Below are 16,579 nucleotides of genomic sequence, written 5' to 3'. Positions count from 1 at the left end.
GGCATGACGGACCGGGCGGCGGTGGTGGCGCAGGTGCGCCGCGCCAAGGACTGGATGGACGCGCACTACGCCGAACCCCTCGACGTGGACGCGCTCGCCGCCGTCGCCTGCTGTTCGCGCTACCACTTCATGCGCTCGTTCGCCGCCGCGTACGGGGAGAGCCCGAAGGCCTACCTGACGCGGCGGCGTATCGAGCGGGCGCAAGACCTGTTGCGGTCGGTGAACCTGACCGTCACCGAGGTGTGCCTGGCCGTCGGGTTCACCAGCCTCGGCACGTTCAGCCGCCGCTTCGCCGAGATCACCGGCTCCTCGCCGAGCGAGTACCGGACGCGGGTGCGCTCGGACGCCCCGCCGCCGGTGCCCGGGTGCTACCTGATGATGTGGACCCGGCCGACGGCGGGAACAGCACATTCGGAGAAGCCCGGGGACGCCCCAGGTCAGTAGCGTTCCTCCCATCGACCACAGGAGGTTCGCGATGATCAAGGGGCTGTCCCACTCCAGCGTCTACGTGCTGGACCAGGACTCGGCGAAGGCGTTCTACACCGAGAAGCTGGGCTTCGAGGTGCGGCAGGATCTGCGGATCGGCGAGTTCCGCTGGCTCACGGTCGGCCCGGCCGGCCAGCCGGACCTCGACTTCATCCTCATGAAGCCGGGGCCGCCGCAGCACGACGCGGAGACCGAGAAGCAGATCCGGGAACTGGTGGCCAAGGGCGCGCTCGGCGGGGGCGTGTGGAAGACCGCCGACTGCCGCGGGACGCACGCCGAACTGGCCGCCCGCGGGGTCACGTTCCTGCAGGAGCCTGCCGAACGGCCGTACGGGATCGAGGCCGTGTTCCGCGACGACTCCGGCAACTGGTTCAGCCTCACCCAGCCGCACGCGTTCGACCCGGGCAAGGACTGGGGCTGATCTTCGCCGGTTTCCGGCCGGATCGGGCGCTTCGCAGTGGAAATGTGTCCGGCGCGTTGCGGGCGGGAGAACGCCACGTCGCGAGGCTGCCCGTGCCGGGAGCAGCAGGTAGCGTGGGGTCATGGCTGGCCGGAAAGCGCTGATCCTGGCGGGTACGGGGATGCTGGCCGGGCTCGCCGAAGTCCTGACGCGGGAGGGCTGGCACGTGGTGCTGCCGTCCCGGCGGTACCACCCGCTCGACTGCGAGGTGCGGCCGGGGGAGGCGGCCCGGCGGTCGATGCGGCCGCCGGGGCACCGGCCCTTCCGCGACGGCACGATCCGCCCGTGGGGCGGTGGGAAGGCGATCTGGGTCGAGGCGCACTGGGACCGGCCGCGGGAGCTCGCGGCGAAGGCGGAGCTGGCGCTGCGCGGGCAGGCGGACCTGCTGGTCGCGTGGATCCACGAGCAGTACCGGCGGTCGGTGATGGGCGCGGTGGAGTCCCTGCTCGCCGACGGCGCGCCGGTGGTGGAGGTGCGGGGCGGCCTCAGCGGCACCGGGGCGGCCGAGCCGCCCGACCCGCTGCTGCCGCTGCACCCGACCCAAGTGGTGCAACTGGGCACGGTCTCCGGCTACGACGCCCACCGGTCACTGGCGCAGGCCGAGATCGGCGAGGGAGTGCTCGAAGCGGTGCGCCGGGCCCTGGACGGCCACACGACGTCCACGCACCAGATCGGCCAGCTGCGGCCCATGGTGCGCTGAGCCCCGCGGCAGGCAGCTCCGGCCGCCGGCCCCGGAGGCTCCCCATGCCCGGCGCGACCTGCCTTGATAGCGGGCCTATGTCGGGCGGGGATCGGTCTTGATGACGGGCAGGTTGTGGCCGCTGGTCCGTTGGGTCGTTTGCTCGGCGCCCGCCGGGACCGCATGCCCAGGGGAGCGCCCCGGCGGTGGGCCGCCGAGCGCGGCGCGTCAACCCGGGGCGTCCCTTTCCCGCATCTCGGCGAGGCGGTCCGCCAGGAACGCGCGTTCGGCTTCGTTCTCCGTCAGGCGCAGTGCTTCCGCATAACACCCGGCGGCCTCGGGGAACCGGCCTAATCGCCGCAGCAGATCGGCCTTGATCGCGGGCAGGTACCGGTACCCGGACAACCGGCGGTCGTCTTCCAGCTCCGTCACCTCGGCCAGGGCCTGCGCCGGGCCGTCCACCATCGCCACCGCCACCGTCCGGTTCAGCGCCACCACCGGGGACGGCCACACCTTCGCCAGTTCGTCGTACAGCACCAGGATCTGCGGCCAGTCCGTCTCCGAGTACGACGGTGCGCTCGCGTGCAGCATCGCGATCGCCGCCTGCAGGGCGAACCGTCCTGGCGGGCCGCCCCGCAGGGCCGACACCACCAGCTCGTCCGCCTCCGCCAGCGCGCCGCGGTCCCAGCGGGAACGGTCCTGTTCGGACAGCAGCAGGAGCCGCCCCGACGCGTCCGTGCGCGTGGCCCGGCGCGCGTGTCCCGCCAGCAGCAACGCCAGCAACCCGCGCACCTCCCGCGAGTCCGGCACCAGCTCCCGCAGCAGCCGCGCCAGTTCCAGTGCCCGCTCGGCGCACGACACCCGCGTCAGCGACTCGCCCGACGGCGCCGTGTGCCCGGTCGTGAACAGCAGGTGGATCGTGGTCAGCACCGCGTCCAGCCGCTCCGGCAGCTCGGCCGGCGCGGGCATGCGGAACGGGATCCGCGCCGCCGCGATCTTCTTCTTCGCCCGCGTGATCCGGGCCGCCATCGTCGCCGGGGGCACCAGGAACGCGGCCGCGACGTCCGGGGTCGGCACGCCGCACACCAGCCGCAACGTCAGCGCCACCTGGGCCTCGGGCGACAACGCCGGGTGGCAGCACAGGAACACCAGCCGCAGCGGGTCGTCGGCGACCGGGCGGTCCGGCGCGGGCTCGACCAGCAACGGCAGCTTCGCGCGCAGCGTCGCCGCGCGCCGCAGGGCGTCCAGCGCGTTGTGCCGCGCCGCGGTCGTCAGCCACGCGGCCGGGCGGTCCGGGACGCCGTCGCGGGCCCACGAGTCGAGCGCGGCGGCGTAGGCGTCCTGGACGCACTCCTCCGCCAGGTCGAGATCACGCGTGACGCGCACTGTCGCGGCGAGCACCCTGGCCCACTCGCGGCGGTGCGCGACGGCGACGGCGTCCCGGACCCCGGTCACACCTCCATCAACGGCCGCACCTCGACCGCCCCGTCCATGATCGGCAGCAGCTTCCCGATGGCCACCGCCTGGTCGAGGTCGGCGGCCTCGACCACGAAGAACCCGGCGATGACCTCCTTGCTCTCCAGGAACGGGCCGTCGGTCACCGCGCCGCCCTGGTGGATCGTGCGGGCCCGCGCCACCGGCTGCAGTCCCTGCTCGTGCACCACCCGCGCCCCCATGGCCTCGATCTTCGGCCCGACGGCCAGGTTGGCCTCCATGACCTCCGGCGGGATGTCGGCCACGCCGCCGGGAAGTTCCTTCTCGTAGATCAGGATCGCGTACTGCGGCATCGTCTCGTCCCCGCTCACCAGTTGCCCGTTTCCGGGCCCATCGCACCACATTCGAGCCCGCCCGCGCGCCGGTAACGGTGGAGCAGCCCGCCCCGCGGCAGCCGCTCGGAGTGGGTCAGCTCCAGCCCGCCCGCGGTCGTCCCGTCGCCGAAGAGCCGTTTCCCCGGCCCGGTCAGCACCGGGAACAGCAGCAGCTGGAACTCGTCGGCCAGGTCGTGGGCCAGGAGCGTCTGCACCAGTTCACTGCTGCCGTGGACCTGGATGTCCCCGCCCTCGCCACGCTTGAGCTCGGCCACCGCCTCGGCGGCGTCCCCGCGCAGCAGCGTGCAGTTGCGCCGGCCCACCTCGCTCAGCGTCCGCGAGGCGACGAACTTCGGCAGGCCGTTCACCACGTCGCCGAACGGGTCGTCGGCCAGCGGCCACGTGGCGGCGAACTCCTCGTAGGTCTTCCGGCCGAGCAGCAGCGCGCCTGCCCCGCGGGTGAACTCGAGCATCAGCTCCAGCACCCGCTCGCCGATGAACGGCACCGCCCAGCCGCCGTGGGCGAAGCCGCCGTCGCGGTCCTCGTCCGGGCCGCCCGGCGCCTGCATCACGCCGTCGGCCGTCACGAACGCCGTGACCACCAGTTTCCGCATGTCGATCCTCTCCTCGGGGGCGCCCTGGTGACGCCCGCGCCCTGACGGCGAACGAGCGGCCCCGGAATCGACAACCGGCGGGAACTAATCGGCGCGGGCCACACCCCGCACGAGGAGCATGATGCCCTCGCGCACCTCGGCGCGGGAGCGCTGTGGCTGGAACACCTGCCAGTCCAGCGCGACGACCAGCAGCGTGCCGAACAGCCCGGCCGCCGCGGTCGGCACCTCGATCCCCGGCGGCAGGCGGCCGGCGTCGGCCACCCGCTGCAGCTGCTCCTTCACGATGGAGACGATGTCCTCGCGCAGCAGCGACAGCGTCTCCTGCCACTGGCCCGGCGTCCGCCACAGCTCGCTGACCAGGATCTGCGAGAACCCGCGGTGCCCCGCGATGAACTCCAGCCCGGTGTCCACCAGGGACTCCAGCGCGGCCACCGGGTCCGGCTCGGCCGCGTGCGCCCGCAGCCGCTCGGCGAGCTGACCGACGCCGTAGCGCAGCAGCGCGTCGATCAGCCCGTCCTTGCTGCCGAAGTTGTAGTACACGGTGCCCTTCGCGACCCCGGCCGCCGCCGCGATCTCGTCCACCGTCAGCCCGGGCAGCCCCTTCTCCGTGGCCAGCCGCAGCGTCGCCTCGAACAGCTTCTGCTTGGTGCTTTCGCCGCGCGGGCTCACAGCGACAGCTCCGGCTGCAGCTTCGACACCGTCCACACCCGTTGCCTGCGCGCCGCCAGCGCCGACACCGCGAGAGCGCCTGCCAGGTAGGCGACCAGCACCCCGATGTCCAGCAGGTTCCGCAGCGACGCGCCGGTGTAGAGCAGGTGCCGCAGCCCGTCGACCACGTACCCCATCGGCAGCACGACGTGCAGCGGGTACAGCGCGTCCGGCAGGGTCTGCCACGGGAACGTGCCGCCCGCGCTGACCAACTGGAGCACCAGCAGCACCAGCCCGAGGAACTTGCCGACGGCGCCGAAGAACGCGTTGAGCGCGTGCACGATCGCGGTGAACGTCAGCGACGCCAGGATCGCGAACGCCAGCGCGCCCACCGGGTGCGCGATGTGGATGCCGACGAACCAGGTCACGGCGGCGAACAACACGACGACCTGCGCGATGCCCAGCAGCGCGGAGGGCAGCCACCCGCCGAGCGCGACCCGCAGCGGCGCGGTGCCCGCCGCGATCGCCCGCGACGACAGCGGCCGGATCAGCAGGAACAGCACGAACGCGCCGATCCAGGTGGCCAGGGCGAGGAAGAACGGGGCCAGCCCGGCGCCGTAGGTGCCCGCGGAGGCGACGCCGACCGAGTTGACCGCGACCGGGTCGGCGATCGTGTCCGCCGTCGCGGTCCGCGTCGGGTCGCTGGGGTTGGGGATCTGCTGCAGCCCGTTGTTCAGGCCGTCCCGGAGCTGCCCGGCTCCGGTAGCCAGCTCCTGCGAGCCGGACAACGCGGCCTTCTCACCGTCGTTGAGCTGGTTCGCGCCGGCCGAGAGCGTGCTCGCGCCGTCGGCCGCCTGCGCGATCCCGCCGGACAGCGCGGGCGCCGAGTTCGCGAGCGTGGCGGCGCCGGCCGCGACCTGCCGTGCCCCATCGGCGAGCTGGTTCAGCTGGGACGACGTCTGCTGGACCTTCGCGTTGGCCTGGTCGACCGGGGCCCGCAGATCGCCCAGCACGCCCTGCACCCGCTCGATGTCGGCCTCGGACAGCCCGGCCGCGCGCAGCCGGTCGGTGAGCTGGTTGTTCACGTCGTCGAGGTTGCGCACGAGCTGGGCGGACCCGCTCGCGACGGTGGACCCGGCCGCGGCGACCTGGCTGTTGCCGTCGGCGACCTGCTGCGCGCCGTCGGCCAGCTGCCGGGTGCTCTGCGGCAGGGTCGCGGTGCTCGACCGGAGCGTGGACAGCCCGGACGACAGCTGGGCGCTGCCGGTGGCCAGCTGCTGCGCCCCGTCCGCGAGCTGCCGCTGGCCGGACAGCAGGCGGTTCGCGCCGTCGGCGAGCTGGGTGGCGCCGGTCGCGGCCTGCTGGGTCTGCTGGTAGATGGTCGAAAAGCCCATCAGGAACCGGTTCGCGGCTTCGCTGCCCACCTTCTCCGCGATCGTGTCGCGGATCTGCTCGGCGACCTGGTTGGCGATGGTGTGCGAGAGGTAGTTGTTCGCGTCGTTCGTGGTCAGCTGGATCGTGGCGCGCTGCGGGGTGAAGTTCCCGCTGGAGAGCAGCGCGGCGGAGAAGTCGCGCGGGATCGTGATCGTGAACGCGTAGCGGTCGTCGCGCACCCCGGCGTCGGCCTCGGCCGCGGAGACCTCGTGCCACTGGAACGTGCCCGACCCGACCACCGAGGACGTGACCTCGTCGCCGACGTTGCGGTCGGCGGAGCCCGCGTCCTCGTTCACGATCGCCGCGGGGAGCTTGCCGAGGCGGCCGTAGGGGTCGAAGTTGGCGTAGAGGTAGAACGACGCGTACAGCAGGGGGACGAGCACCAGCGCGGCCACGGCGAGCTTGGGCAGCTTGCCGGAGGTCAGGCGGCGCAGTTCCCCGGCGGCGAGCCGGAGGCCGGTCACTGCGGATCTCCTTGCACGAGTTCGGGTTCGGGCTGTTCGGTGTGGCCGAGCAGCGCCGGGGGAGCGGGCAGCACCCCGGGCGGAGCGGTCGCGGTCAGCACGACGACTGCGAAGCCGCGCTCGGCGTGGTCGCGGGCGAGGTCCGCCCAGGTCCCGACGTCGCTGGTGTGCCGGTCGGGGGTGTCCAGCACGATCAGCCGCACCCCGGGCCGCGCCGCGGCCAGCGCGGTGAGCAGCCGGGTGCGCTCGGCGGGGGACAGGTGCTCGAACCGGACGTCCGCGCGCCCGGCGAGGTCGTGCTCGGACAGCCACCGCGCGACGGCGTCCTTGCCCGCGGGCAGCTTCCCGATCGACAGCTCCTCGGCGACGACCATCCGCACCGGCAGCGAGCCCTCCGGCGCGGTGATCTCCGGCGCGTCCACCACCGCGCTGACGCGGCGCAGCTTCGCGGCGTCCGCCTTGCCGTCGAGCGTCACGAGCCCGGTCGTCGGCCGCATCCGCCCGGTCAGGGCGAGACCGAACGCGGACACCCCGGCGCCCGGCTCGCCGTGCGCGAAGACGAGTTCGCCCTCGGCGACGGTGAGCGAGGTCGGCGGCAGCACCGTGCCGTGCGGACCTTCGACGGTGACGCGGTCGGCGTGCACCCGCACAGGATCCCCCTCTTTTGAACTGACTGGTCAGTTCAAAAGCTACGCCCGTCCCCGGGAGCCCGCAACTCGGGGGTCAGCGCAGCGCGGACGCCGGCCGGACCTCCCAGTACGACCACAGCGGCCGGTACCCCTGGCGCGGCCAGAACACCGAGGACAGCGGGTTGGCCGGGTTGTAGTAGAGGTAGGTCGCGCGGGCGCCGAGGTCGGCGAACTCGCGGTGAACCCGGCTCAGCAGCGCCCTGCCGATGCCTTCGCCGCGCGCGTGCTCGCTGGTCGCCACGTTGTTGACGTAACCCCACTGCCCGGCGGGCAGCAACTCGGCGGCCCACGACCCGGGCGCCGACTCGACCCAGCCGCAGTCGGCCAGCGCGACGGCGACACCGTCCCGTTCGGCGAGCCAGACCGGCGCGTCCGCGGCGAGGTTGCGCTCCAGCCGCGGGATGATCAGCTCCGCGGTGCCCGGCCGCCACGGCCCCGCGACCAGGCTGGAGTAGCGGAACGTGACCAGCGACAGCGCCACGACCTCCTCGAGGTCCTCCGGCCGCGCGCGGCGGATCGTCACCCCCGGCGGGGGCGGGTGCTCCACCGGCGGGCCGGTGCGCACGGCGAGCACGGACAGCGGGACCAGGCCGTGGTCGAGGAACGCGCGCACCGCCTCGGCGTCCCGGCTCGGCCAGGTCACCGTGCACGACGAGTCCGCGCCGGGCGACTCGCGGTCCATCCGGCGCCGCCAGGCCCGCAGCAGCGCGTCCATGCCCGCGGTCCCGGTGTCCCCGACGCACGGGAACAGCTGCCACACCTGCGCGGCCGACCACAGCAGGTCGAACGCGCCCGGCTGGTGCCGCTGGACCTGGACCACCCCGGTGACGCGGGTGCCGTCCGCGGTCGCCGCGATCAGCACCTCGCCCTCCGGCGGCGGCGCGGCGGGCGGCAGCAGCGGGTCCAGCGCGCTGAACCGGGCCCGCTGCGCGGACAGCAGGGCCGCGCTCACGGGCACGCACGCGCCCGGAAGATCGCCGTGCCGGGGAAGAGCTTGCCCCGCAACGGGCTCCACTGGCCCCACACCCGGGTGTGCCCGGCCGGCCACTCCTGCTCGATCAGGTCCTCGAGCGCGAACCCGGTGGCGGCCAGCGCCCGCACGTAGTCGCCCACCGTGCGGTGGTACTCGACGTAGGTCGCCTTCCCGTCCGCGTCGACCTCCACGTAGGGGGTGCGGTCGAAGTACGGCTGGCTCGCGGTCAGCCCGGCGGGCCCCGGGTCGTCCGGGAAGATCCACCGGATCGGGTGGGTCACCGCGAACACCCACGGCCCGCCCGGCCGCAGCACCCGGCGCACCTCGGCGAACACGGTCTCGATCGAGGCCACGAAGGGGAGCGCGCCGAAGGCCGAGCAGGCCACGTCGACGCTGCCGTCCGCCAGCGGCAGCCGCTCGGCCGTCGCCTGGACCAGGGGGACCTCGATCCCGGTGCGCGCCGCGCCCGCGCGGGCGTGCCGGAGCATCCCGGCCGACAGGTCGAGCCCGACCGGGTGCGCGCCCGCCGTGGCCAGCCAGCGCGAGCACGCCGCCTGGCCGCACCCGATCTCGGCCACACGGCGGCCGCGCACGTCGCCGAGCAGCCGGGCGTCGGCCTCCCGCACGCCCTCCGGGCACCACACGAAGTCCGCGTCGCCGAGGAAGCCGCCGTGGGCCGCCTGGTAGTCGTCGGCGTCGGCGTCCCACCAGGCCAGGTTGGCCGCCGTCGCCTCGTCCGCGGTCACCTGCCGGTGCGCCACGCCGACCGTGCCGAGCCGGTGTTCGGCGCGGGCGTGCCGGTCCGGGTCGAGGTCGCCGCCGTTGTCGTCTGCCGCCGTCGTCACACCGGTATTCTCACCGGTCAGCCCCGCCGCGTCCGTGCGGGCGACCCTGTTTGTGCCGCGCGTGGGCGGCCGCGTACGATATCTCTAGCGCAGTGGGTTCGCGCTACCTTCCACTCGGCAGAGCTGAGCCGGGTTTCGGGTCGCGCACCGTCGGCGGTGATGCTCCGCGGCCGTTCCGTTGTGAACGTTTGCTCATGGTTGCCGTCGCACGCTCACCGCGCGCGCAAACTGCAAACCTACTCGAGCCGTAAACCAACCGGAGCAACCCACCTAATGACCACCGACACCACCACCGCCCCGACGTCCGGCGCCGCCCAGGTCGCCGTCAACGACATCGGGTCGGAGGAAGACTTCCTCGCCGCGATCGACAAGACGATCAAGTACTTCAACGACGGCGATATCGTTGAGGGCACCATCGTCAAGGTCGACCGCGACGAGGTGCTGCTCGACATCGGTTACAAGACCGAGGGCGTCATCCCCTCGCGTGAGCTGTCCATCAAGCACGATGTCGATCCCGGCGAGGTCGTCAGCGTCGGTGACGAGGTCGAGGCCCTCGTTCTCCAGAAGGAGGACAAGGAAGGCCGGCTGATCCTGTCCAAGAAGCGCGCCCAGTACGAGCGCGCCTGGGGCACGATCGAGGAGCTCAAGGAGAAGGACGAGCCCGTCAAGGGCACCGTCATCGAGGTCGTCAAGGGCGGCCTGATCCTCGACATCGGCCTGCGGGGCTTCCTGCCCGCCTCCCTGGTGGAGATGCGCCGCGTGCGCGACCTGCAGCCCTACGTCGGCCGCGAGCTCGAGGCGAAGATCATCGAGCTGGACAAGAACCGCAACAACGTGGTCCTGTCCCGCCGGGCCTACCTCGAGCAGACCCAGTCCGAGGTCCGCAGCGAGTTCCTCAACGCGCTCGCCAAGGGCCAGGTCCGCAAGGGCGTCGTGTCCTCGATCGTCAACTTCGGCGCGTTCGTCGACCTCGGCGGCGTCGACGGTCTGGTGCACGTCTCGGAGCTGTCCTGGAAGCACATCGACCACCCGTCCGAGGTCGTCGAGGTCGGCCAGGAGGTCACCGTCGAGGTGCTGGACGTCGACATGGACCGCGAGCGCGTGTCCCTGTCGCTGAAGGCGACCCAGGAAGACCCGTGGCGCCAGTTCGCCCGCACCCACGCGATCGGCCAGATCGTGCCGGGCAAGGTCACCAAGCTCGTCCCGTTCGGCGCGTTCGTCCGCGTCGAGGAGGGCATCGAGGGCCTGGTGCACATCTCCGAGCTGGCCGAGCGCCACGTGGAGATCCCGGAGCAGGTCGTGCAGGTCGGCACCGAGGTCATGGTCAAGGTCATCGACATCGACCTGGAGCGCCGCCGGATCTCGCTGTCGCTGAAGCAGGCGAACGAGGGCTTCACCACCGACACCGAGTTCGACCCGACGCAGTACGGCATGGCCGCCGAGTACGACGACCAGGGCAACTACATCTACCCCGAGGGCTTCGACCCCGACACGCAGGAGTGGCAGGAAGGCTACGACAAGCAGCGTGAGGAGTGGGAGCGCCAGTACGCCGAGGCGCACGCCCGCTACGAGGCCCACATGCGGCAGATCGCCAAGGCTGCCGAGGCCAGCGCCCAGGCGGCGGCCGAGGAGGCCACCGGTGGTCCGGTCGGCGGCGGCGAGCAGAACTACAGCTCGACCGGCGGCGGCTCGGAGCAGCGCAGCGGCGGCACCCTCGCCAGCGACGAGCAGCTCGCGGCTCTGCGCGAGAAGCTCTCGGGCGGTGCGTGAGCCCTCCCGGCTGAGTGACTGATCCGTGGCCCCCGGTCCTGCTTGGACCGGGGGCCACGGTCGTTCCCGGGGCCGAGTGGCGGCCGCGGCCCGAGGCCGACGCCGCGGGAGTGACTCGGGTCGGCGCTTCGATGCGTAGGGGGGCGCGGTGTCCCTTCGTGCGGGGGTGTCGCGTCGCGGAGGGGTGCGGGAGTGGCTCAGGCGAGTTCGAGGTCCAGCCCGTTGATCATCGCGCGGATGCCGGAGCCGAACACCTCGTCGTAGGCGTCGTCGGTGGTCTCGATGAACCACTTCGGCGGTGGGTTGCGCGCGCGGTGCGTCAGCTCGACGCTCACCAGCCCGTGCATCGTGGTCCAGATCAGGTATCCGGTGACGTTCGGGTCGCGGCCGGGCGGCGTCACCGGCGCCACCCGGTCCACGAGCAGGTCGAAGCTGCTGCGCTGCGCGAACGCCCGCAGGTCCGGGTCCGGGTCGAACCCGGGCACCGACTGCTCGAACATGAACGCGTACCGCGCCGGGCTGTCCAGCGCGAACCGTCGGTAGGCGCGGGCCAGCGCGAGGATCCCCGCCGCCGGATCGCCGGAAACCGGCGGCACCGCCCGGAACTCCTCGTGCAGCATCTCGAAAGTGCGCTCGTACAAGGCGTCCAGAACGCCGTTGCGGCCGCCGAAACGCGTGTAGACCCCGATCGTCGACGTGCTGGCCGCCTCGGCGACGCTGCGCACCGTCAGCCCGGAAACGCCCTGCTTGAGGAGAACCGTCAGCGCGGCCTGCAGGAAGCGTTCCCTGCTGTGGCTGTCGCCCTGGCCGTGTCGGGTGGCCATCCGCCGCGCACCCCCTTCGCTCTCCTGGAAGCAACTTAGGGCATAACGCGCGTTATCGCGCCCCCGCCACGGCAGGCATGATGAACTCGTGGCAGTCGACTTGGTCTTCCGCGGGCGGCGCGTCGTCGCCGACCGCGCGCTCGTGATGGCGATCGTGAACCGCACACCCGACTCGTTCTACGACCGGGGCGCGTCCTTCGCGGACCCGGACGCGCTGGCGGCGGTCGACCGCGCCGTCGTGGAGGGCGCGGACATCGTGGACATCGGCGGGGTCAAGGCCGGCCCCGGCAGCGACGTCGGGGTCGACGAGGAGACCCGCCGGGTGGTGCCGTTCGTCGCGGAGATCCGGCGGCGGCACCCGGACCTGGTGATCAGCGTGGACACCTGGCGGCACGAGGTCGGACGGCTGGCCTGCGAGGCCGGGGCGGACCTGCTCAACGACACCTGGGCGGGCGCCGACCCGCGACTGGCCGAGGTCGCGGCCGAGTTCGGCGCCGGGTACGTGTGCTCGCACACCGGGGGAGCGGTGCCGCGCACGCGCCCGTTCCGCGTCCGCTACGAGGACGTCGTCGGCCAGGTGATCGAGGAGATCACCCGCCGGGCCGAGGAGGTCGTGGCGCTCGGCGTGCCCCGCGGCGGGGTCCTGATCGACCCGACGCACGACTTCGGCAAGAACACCTGGCACAGCCTCGCCCTGCTGCGGCACGCGAGCGAACTGACCGCGACCGGCTGGCCGGTCCTCATGGCACTGTCCAACAAGGACTTCGTGGGGGAGACCCTCGGCGCGGACGTCACGGAACGGCTGGACGGCACCCTGGCCGCCACCGCGCTCGCGGCCAGGGACGGTGCGCAGGTGTTCCGGGTGCACGAGGTCCAGCAGACGCGCCGCGTGCTGGAGATGGTGGCGACGATCGCCGGGGACCGGCCACCGGCCCAGGCGGTGCGCGGCCTGGCCTGAGCCGGGTGCCGGAAAGCGCTATCGCGAGGAGCCGTTGAGCCCGTGCAGCACGCGCTGCAGGATCTGCGAGTCCAGGAAGTCCGGCTCCGGCAACGGCTCCTCGGCCGGGTACTCGGTCGCCGGGCTGGGCATGCGGTGCGGGGAGCGCGTCGGGAGGGCCCCGGTCAGGCCGGCCGGCAGCGGCAGCTCGCACCACGCCGTGCGGTGCCCGCCGGGCAGGGCGACGGTGTTGATGGTCCAGCCGGGCAGCTCGGGGGGTTCGCCGGGGCGGTCGTCGTCGAGTTCGACGACCACGACGTCGCGGTGCAGGCGCAACCGGACGGTCAGGAAGCGGGGCGATCGCCGGTCCGCCCCTTCCACCGAGGACCGCACCAGGTGCCGGATGACGGTCGCCGCGTCGTCGGCCAGTGGCCGCAGTTTCCACTCCAGGAGGGCGAAACGGACGAACATCTCGGCGCAGCTGACGGCGGTCGGTGCAGCCACGAGCCGAAGGTCGTCTACCTGGGTGGTCGCGGTGGTCACGCCAATCCTCCCTAACATCCCCGTGGCCCGGCGAGCGCCACGGGACCGTACATGTCGATCATCCCCGCTGGTGCGCGAGACCCTACGGCAAGGCTCGCGACAAAGCGAGAGCCGCCGTGCGCACCGCTGGAGAGACGCGCTCGACCCGGACCCGGTTGCTCCAGCCCGAGATCGAAATCGCGGCCCGTGCCCGGCCGGTCGCGCCGAGCACTGGACTGGCTGCACAGGTTACGCCCACCCCGGATTCCTCCCGCTCGTAGGCGACCCCCTCGTCGCGGATCCTGGTCAGCTGCCGCCGCAGCAGCCCGGGCGCGGTGATCGTGCGCGGGCCGACCCTGGTCAGGCCCGCCGCCAGCACGGTGTCCAGAACGGACGCGGGGGAGTGCGCCAGGATCGCCTTGCCCACCGCGGTGGCGTGCGCGGGGAAGCGGCCGCCGATGCGCGAGGGCAGGGCCGGCGCGTCCGGGCCGCGCACGATGTCGAGATACACCACCTCGGTGCCCTCCAGCACCGCCAGGTGCACCGTGTTGCGCGTGGCCTCCCGCAGATCGGCCAGGTAGGGGCGGGCGGCGTCGACGAGCCCGCGTTCGCGGCCGGCGAGCTGCCCGATCTCGAACAGCCGCAGCCCGAGCCGCACCGCGGTGCCGTCCCGTTCCAGCAGTCCCTGCGTGACCAGGTGCCCGGTCAGCCGGTGCACCGACGACTTCGGCAGGCCGGTGCGGCGCGCGAGTTCGGACGCGCCCAGCGCCTGATCGCCCGGCCGGAACGCGCCGAGCAGCGCGGCGATCCTGGCGGCGGTCATCCCGTCGTCCCGCTCAGCGGCACACATGCGTTGAGTGTGCCGCACTCCGGGGCGCACCGTGGAGCCGACCCCGGAAGGAGGGCGCATGAGCACCCGGAAGGCACGGGCCGCGATCGTCGGACCCGGCAACATCGGCACCGATCTGCTCGTCAAGCTGCGGCGCAGCGAGCACATCGAGGTCGCGTACATGGTCGGGGTGGACCCGGCATCGGACGGCCTGAAGCGCGCGGCCGCGCTGGGCGTGGAGACCTCGGCCGAGGGCATGGACTGGCTGCTGTCCCGCGACGAGCTGCCGGACATCGTCTTCGAGGCCACGTCCGCCAAGGCCCACCTGGCCAACGCGCCGCGATACGCCGAGGCCGGCATCCAGGCCGTCGACCTGACCCCGGCCGCCGTCGGCCCGTTCACCTGTCCCGCGGTGGACCTGCCGGACCAGCTGGGCGCCGCGAACTTCAACATGATCACCTGCGGCGGCCAGGCCACGATCCCGATCGTGCACGCCGTCGCGCGGGTCACCGAGGTGCCCTACGCCGAGATCGTCGCGTCGGTGTCGTCGCGGTCGGCGGGTCCGGGCACGCGCGCCAACATCGACGAGTTCACCCAGACCACCGCGCGCGGGCTGGAGATCGTCGGCGGCGCCGCGAAGGGCAAGGCGATCATCATCATCAATCCGGTCGAACCGCCGCTCATCATGCGCGACACGGTGTTCTGCGCGATCTCGCCGGACGCCGACCGCGACGCGATCACCGCCTCCATCGAGCGGATGGTCGCCGACGTGCAGGAGTACGTGCCCGGCTACACGCTCAAGGCGGCGCCGCAGTTCGACGACCCGCGGCCCGGCTGGCAGGGCCGCGCCAGGGTGGCGGTGTTCCTGGAGGTCGCCGGCAACGGCGACTACCTGCCGCCCTATGCCGGGAACCTGGATATCATGACCGCCGCTGCCGCCCGCGTCGGCGAGCTGCTGGCCGCGAACCGGACGCAGGAGGTGCCGGCATGACCGAGCGGGAGGTGCGGCTCGTCGACACGAGCCTGCGCGACGGCAGCCACGCCATGGCCCACCAGTTCACCGAGGAGAACGTGCGGGACACCGTGCGCGCGCTCGACGCGGCCGGGATCTCGCTGATCGAGGTGACCCACGGCGACGGGCTCGGCGGGTCGACCTTCAACTACGGCTTCTCTCTGGTGGACGAGCGGAAGCTGATCGCCGCGGCCGTCGAGGAGGCCAAGCAGGCCAAGATCGCGGTGCTGCTGCTGCCCGGCCTCGGCACGGTCGCCGACCTGGAGGCCGCCGCCGACCTCGGCGCGGGCGCGGTGCGGATCGCCACGCACTGCACCGAAGCGGACGTGTCCATCCAGCACTTCACCGAGGCGCGCAGGCTCGGGCTGGAGACCGTCGGGTTCCTCATGCTGTCGCACATGGCCACGCCGGAGACGCTGGCGAAGCAGGGCCGGATCATGGTCGACGCGGGTTGCCAGTGCGTGTACGTCGTCGACTCGGCCGGGGCGCTGATCCTGGAGGAGGCCGCCGACCGGGTGGCCGCGCTGGTCGCGGAGTTCGGCGACGCGGCGCAGGTGGGCTACCACGGCCACCAGAACCTGAGCTTCGGCGTCGCGAACTCGGTGCTCGCCCACCGGGCGGGCGCGAAGCAGATCGACGGTTCGCTCGTCGCGCTCGGCGCGGGCGCGGGCAACTCGCCGACCGAGGTGCTGGCCGCGGTGTTCGAACGGCTCGGCGTCGCGACCGGCGTGGACAAGGACGTGCTGATGGACGCCGCGGAGAACGTGGTGAAGCCGTTCATCACGCGGCTGCCGGTGATGGACCGGTCGTCGATCGTGCAGGGCTTCGCCGGGGTGTACTCCAGCTTCCTGCTGCACGCCGAGCGCGCCGCGGAGCGCTACCAGGTGCCCGCGCACGAAATCCTCTACCGCGTGGGGGAGAAGCGCTACGTCGGCGGTCAGGAGGACATGATCATCGACATCGCGTTGCAGCTGGTGGCGGAGCGCGAGTCTGCTTAGGACGACCGCACCAGCAGGCGCACGCAGTGCTCGACCAGGCGCTCCCGGGGCATCTCGGGGGTGCCGGACAGGTAGGCGGTGAACAGGTGGGTCAGCGCGCCGACGAGGCCGATCGCGGTCAGCTGCTTCTCCAGCGCGTCCATGCGCGCGGGCAGCTGCTCGCGGATCAGGCCGGCGAAGGCGGGCAGCAGCGCCATCCCGCGCGCGGACAGGGCCGGGTCGGTGATCGGGGCCAGCAGCAGGACCCGGCCCTTGCGTGGATCGTCCAGCATCAGCTCGACGAACGCGGTGACCGCCGCTTCGGCCCGCTGGGCCGGGTCACGGCGGCTGTCCGGCACCGCGCCGGCGATGGCGCTGTGGGCCTCGGCGGCGACCTGCTCGTAGACCGCGACCACCAGTTCCTCGCGGTCGGCGAAGCTCTCGTAGAAGTACCGCTCGGTGAGCTTCGCGTGCCGGCACACCGCGCGCACGGTGACCGCCGCGCTGCCCTCGGTGCCGAGCAGGTCCAGCCCGGCGTCGAGCAGCTGGGCGCGCCGGGCCGCCCGGCGGTCGCTCAGGGTGGTGCCCGCCCAGGTCTTCTCCGCCAT

General features: G+C 72.9%; 19 protein-coding genes. 7 read left to right on the top strand and 12 right to left on the bottom strand.

What is annotated here, in order from left to right:
- Positions 1-3: 3 nt before the first annotated feature.
- The 3 genes from AMYTH_RS0111145 (at position 4) to AMYTH_RS0111135 (ending at position 1,646) form a co-directional block, all read left to right on the top strand.
- Positions 4-444, top strand: coding sequence for a helix-turn-helix domain-containing protein (locus AMYTH_RS0111145; RefSeq protein WP_027930389.1), 441 nt, complete (start codon positions 4-6; stop codon positions 442-444).
- 31 nt (positions 445-475) lie between these two features.
- Positions 476-907 (top strand): VOC family protein, encoded by a 432-nt coding sequence (locus tag AMYTH_RS0111140; protein ID WP_027930388.1) that lies wholly within the window; start codon positions 476-478, stop codon positions 905-907.
- A gap of 121 nt (positions 908-1,028) precedes the next feature.
- On the top strand, positions 1,029-1,646 hold the full coding sequence (locus AMYTH_RS0111135; protein WP_231960537.1) for a Rossmann-fold NAD(P)-binding domain-containing protein: 618 nt from the start codon (positions 1,029-1,031) through the stop codon (positions 1,644-1,646).
- A gap of 207 nt (positions 1,647-1,853) precedes the next feature.
- Here AMYTH_RS0111135 and AMYTH_RS0111130 read toward each other — a convergent pair whose 3' ends face one another.
- The 8 genes from AMYTH_RS0111130 to AMYTH_RS0111095 all read right to left on the bottom strand — a co-directional run bounded on the left by AMYTH_RS0111130 (position 1,854) and on the right by AMYTH_RS0111095 (position 9,100).
- Positions 1,854-3,080 carry an RNA polymerase sigma factor gene (locus AMYTH_RS0111130; protein ID WP_027930386.1) on the bottom strand — a complete coding sequence of 409 codons (1,227 nt, stop codon included), beginning with the start codon at positions 3,078-3,080 and terminating at the stop codon, positions 1,854-1,856.
- On the bottom strand, positions 3,077-3,430 hold the full coding sequence (locus AMYTH_RS0111125; RefSeq protein WP_084022567.1) for a YciI family protein: 354 nt from the start codon (positions 3,428-3,430) through the stop codon (positions 3,077-3,079). The genes AMYTH_RS0111130 and AMYTH_RS0111125 overlap by 4 nt, the downstream gene beginning before the upstream one ends.
- Entirely contained in the window at positions 3,427-4,047 is a 621-nt protein-coding gene (locus AMYTH_RS0111120) for a dihydrofolate reductase family protein (RefSeq protein ID WP_027930384.1), read from the bottom strand. The genes AMYTH_RS0111125 and AMYTH_RS0111120 overlap by 4 nt, the downstream gene beginning before the upstream one ends.
- An 84-nt stretch (positions 4,048-4,131) precedes the next feature.
- On the bottom strand, positions 4,132-4,716 hold the full coding sequence (locus tag AMYTH_RS0111115) for a TetR/AcrR family transcriptional regulator (protein WP_027930383.1): 585 nt from the start codon (positions 4,714-4,716) through the stop codon (positions 4,132-4,134).
- Positions 4,713-6,593, bottom strand: coding sequence for a YhgE/Pip family protein (locus AMYTH_RS0111110; RefSeq protein WP_027930382.1), 1,881 nt, complete (start codon positions 6,591-6,593; stop codon positions 4,713-4,715). The genes AMYTH_RS0111115 and AMYTH_RS0111110 overlap by 4 nt, the downstream gene beginning before the upstream one ends.
- Positions 6,590-7,243 carry an ATP-binding cassette domain-containing protein gene (locus tag AMYTH_RS0111105; RefSeq protein ID WP_027930381.1) on the bottom strand — a complete coding sequence of 218 codons (654 nt, stop codon included), beginning with the start codon at positions 7,241-7,243 and terminating at the stop codon, positions 6,590-6,592. The genes AMYTH_RS0111110 and AMYTH_RS0111105 overlap by 4 nt, the downstream gene beginning before the upstream one ends.
- Positions 7,244-7,316: 73 nt before the next feature.
- Positions 7,317-8,240 (bottom strand): GNAT family N-acetyltransferase, encoded by a 924-nt coding sequence (locus tag AMYTH_RS0111100; protein ID WP_027930380.1) that lies wholly within the window; start codon positions 8,238-8,240, stop codon positions 7,317-7,319.
- Complete coding sequence (locus tag AMYTH_RS0111095; RefSeq protein ID WP_027930379.1) at positions 8,231-9,100, bottom strand: class I SAM-dependent methyltransferase; 870 nt, start codon at positions 9,098-9,100, stop codon at positions 8,231-8,233. Before AMYTH_RS0111095 ends, AMYTH_RS0111100 begins: the two co-directional genes overlap by 10 nt.
- Before the next feature lie 273 nt (positions 9,101-9,373).
- Between AMYTH_RS0111095 and rpsA the strand changes: the two genes are divergently transcribed.
- Positions 9,374-10,870: a 30S ribosomal protein S1 gene (gene rpsA / locus AMYTH_RS0111090; RefSeq protein ID WP_017988058.1), complete on the top strand. Its 1,497-nt coding sequence runs from the start codon at positions 9,374-9,376 to the stop codon at positions 10,868-10,870.
- A gap of 197 nt (positions 10,871-11,067) precedes the next feature.
- Here rpsA and AMYTH_RS0111085 read toward each other — a convergent pair whose 3' ends face one another.
- Positions 11,068-11,694, bottom strand: a complete 627-nt coding sequence (locus AMYTH_RS0111085; RefSeq protein ID WP_027930378.1) for a TetR/AcrR family transcriptional regulator — start codon at positions 11,692-11,694, stop codon at positions 11,068-11,070.
- A 145-nt stretch (positions 11,695-11,839) separates the two neighbouring features.
- Here AMYTH_RS0111085 and folP point away from each other — a divergent pair, with 145 nt between their 5' ends.
- Positions 11,840-12,652 (top strand): dihydropteroate synthase, encoded by an 813-nt coding sequence (gene folP, locus AMYTH_RS0111080; protein WP_051363054.1) that lies wholly within the window; start codon positions 11,840-11,842, stop codon positions 12,650-12,652.
- Positions 12,653-12,670: 18 nt separating this feature from the next.
- Here the strand turns inward: folP and AMYTH_RS0111075 are convergent, their stop codons facing one another.
- Positions 12,671-13,135, bottom strand: coding sequence for a hypothetical protein (locus AMYTH_RS0111075; protein ID WP_228684711.1), 465 nt, complete (start codon positions 13,133-13,135; stop codon positions 12,671-12,673).
- A gap of 121 nt (positions 13,136-13,256) precedes the next feature.
- Positions 13,257-14,003, bottom strand: coding sequence for an IclR family transcriptional regulator (locus tag AMYTH_RS0111070; RefSeq protein ID WP_026153989.1), 747 nt, complete (start codon positions 14,001-14,003; stop codon positions 13,257-13,259).
- A gap of 58 nt (positions 14,004-14,061) precedes the next feature.
- Between AMYTH_RS0111070 and AMYTH_RS0111065 the strand changes: the two genes are divergently transcribed.
- The gene (locus AMYTH_RS0111065; protein WP_027930375.1) at positions 14,062-14,973 is read left to right on the top strand and encodes an acetaldehyde dehydrogenase (acetylating); all 912 of its coding nucleotides are present in this window, start codon (positions 14,062-14,064) and stop codon (positions 14,971-14,973) included.
- On the top strand, positions 14,970-15,992 hold the full coding sequence (gene dmpG, locus AMYTH_RS0111060) for a 4-hydroxy-2-oxovalerate aldolase (protein WP_027930374.1): 1,023 nt from the start codon (positions 14,970-14,972) through the stop codon (positions 15,990-15,992). Before AMYTH_RS0111065 ends, dmpG begins: the two co-directional genes overlap by 4 nt.
- Here dmpG and AMYTH_RS0111055 read toward each other — a convergent pair.
- Entirely contained in the window at positions 15,989-16,579 is a 591-nt protein-coding gene (locus AMYTH_RS0111055; RefSeq protein WP_027930373.1) for a TetR/AcrR family transcriptional regulator, read from the bottom strand. The two genes, dmpG and AMYTH_RS0111055, sit on opposite strands and share 4 nt — an antisense overlap.

The organism is Amycolatopsis thermoflava N1165 (assembly GCF_000473265.1).
Taxonomy (GTDB): Bacteria; Actinomycetota; Actinomycetes; order Mycobacteriales; family Pseudonocardiaceae; genus Amycolatopsis_E; species Amycolatopsis_E thermoflava.
Note: the sequence above shows the minus strand (reverse complement) of the source record. Positions and strands in the feature narration are given on the sequence as shown.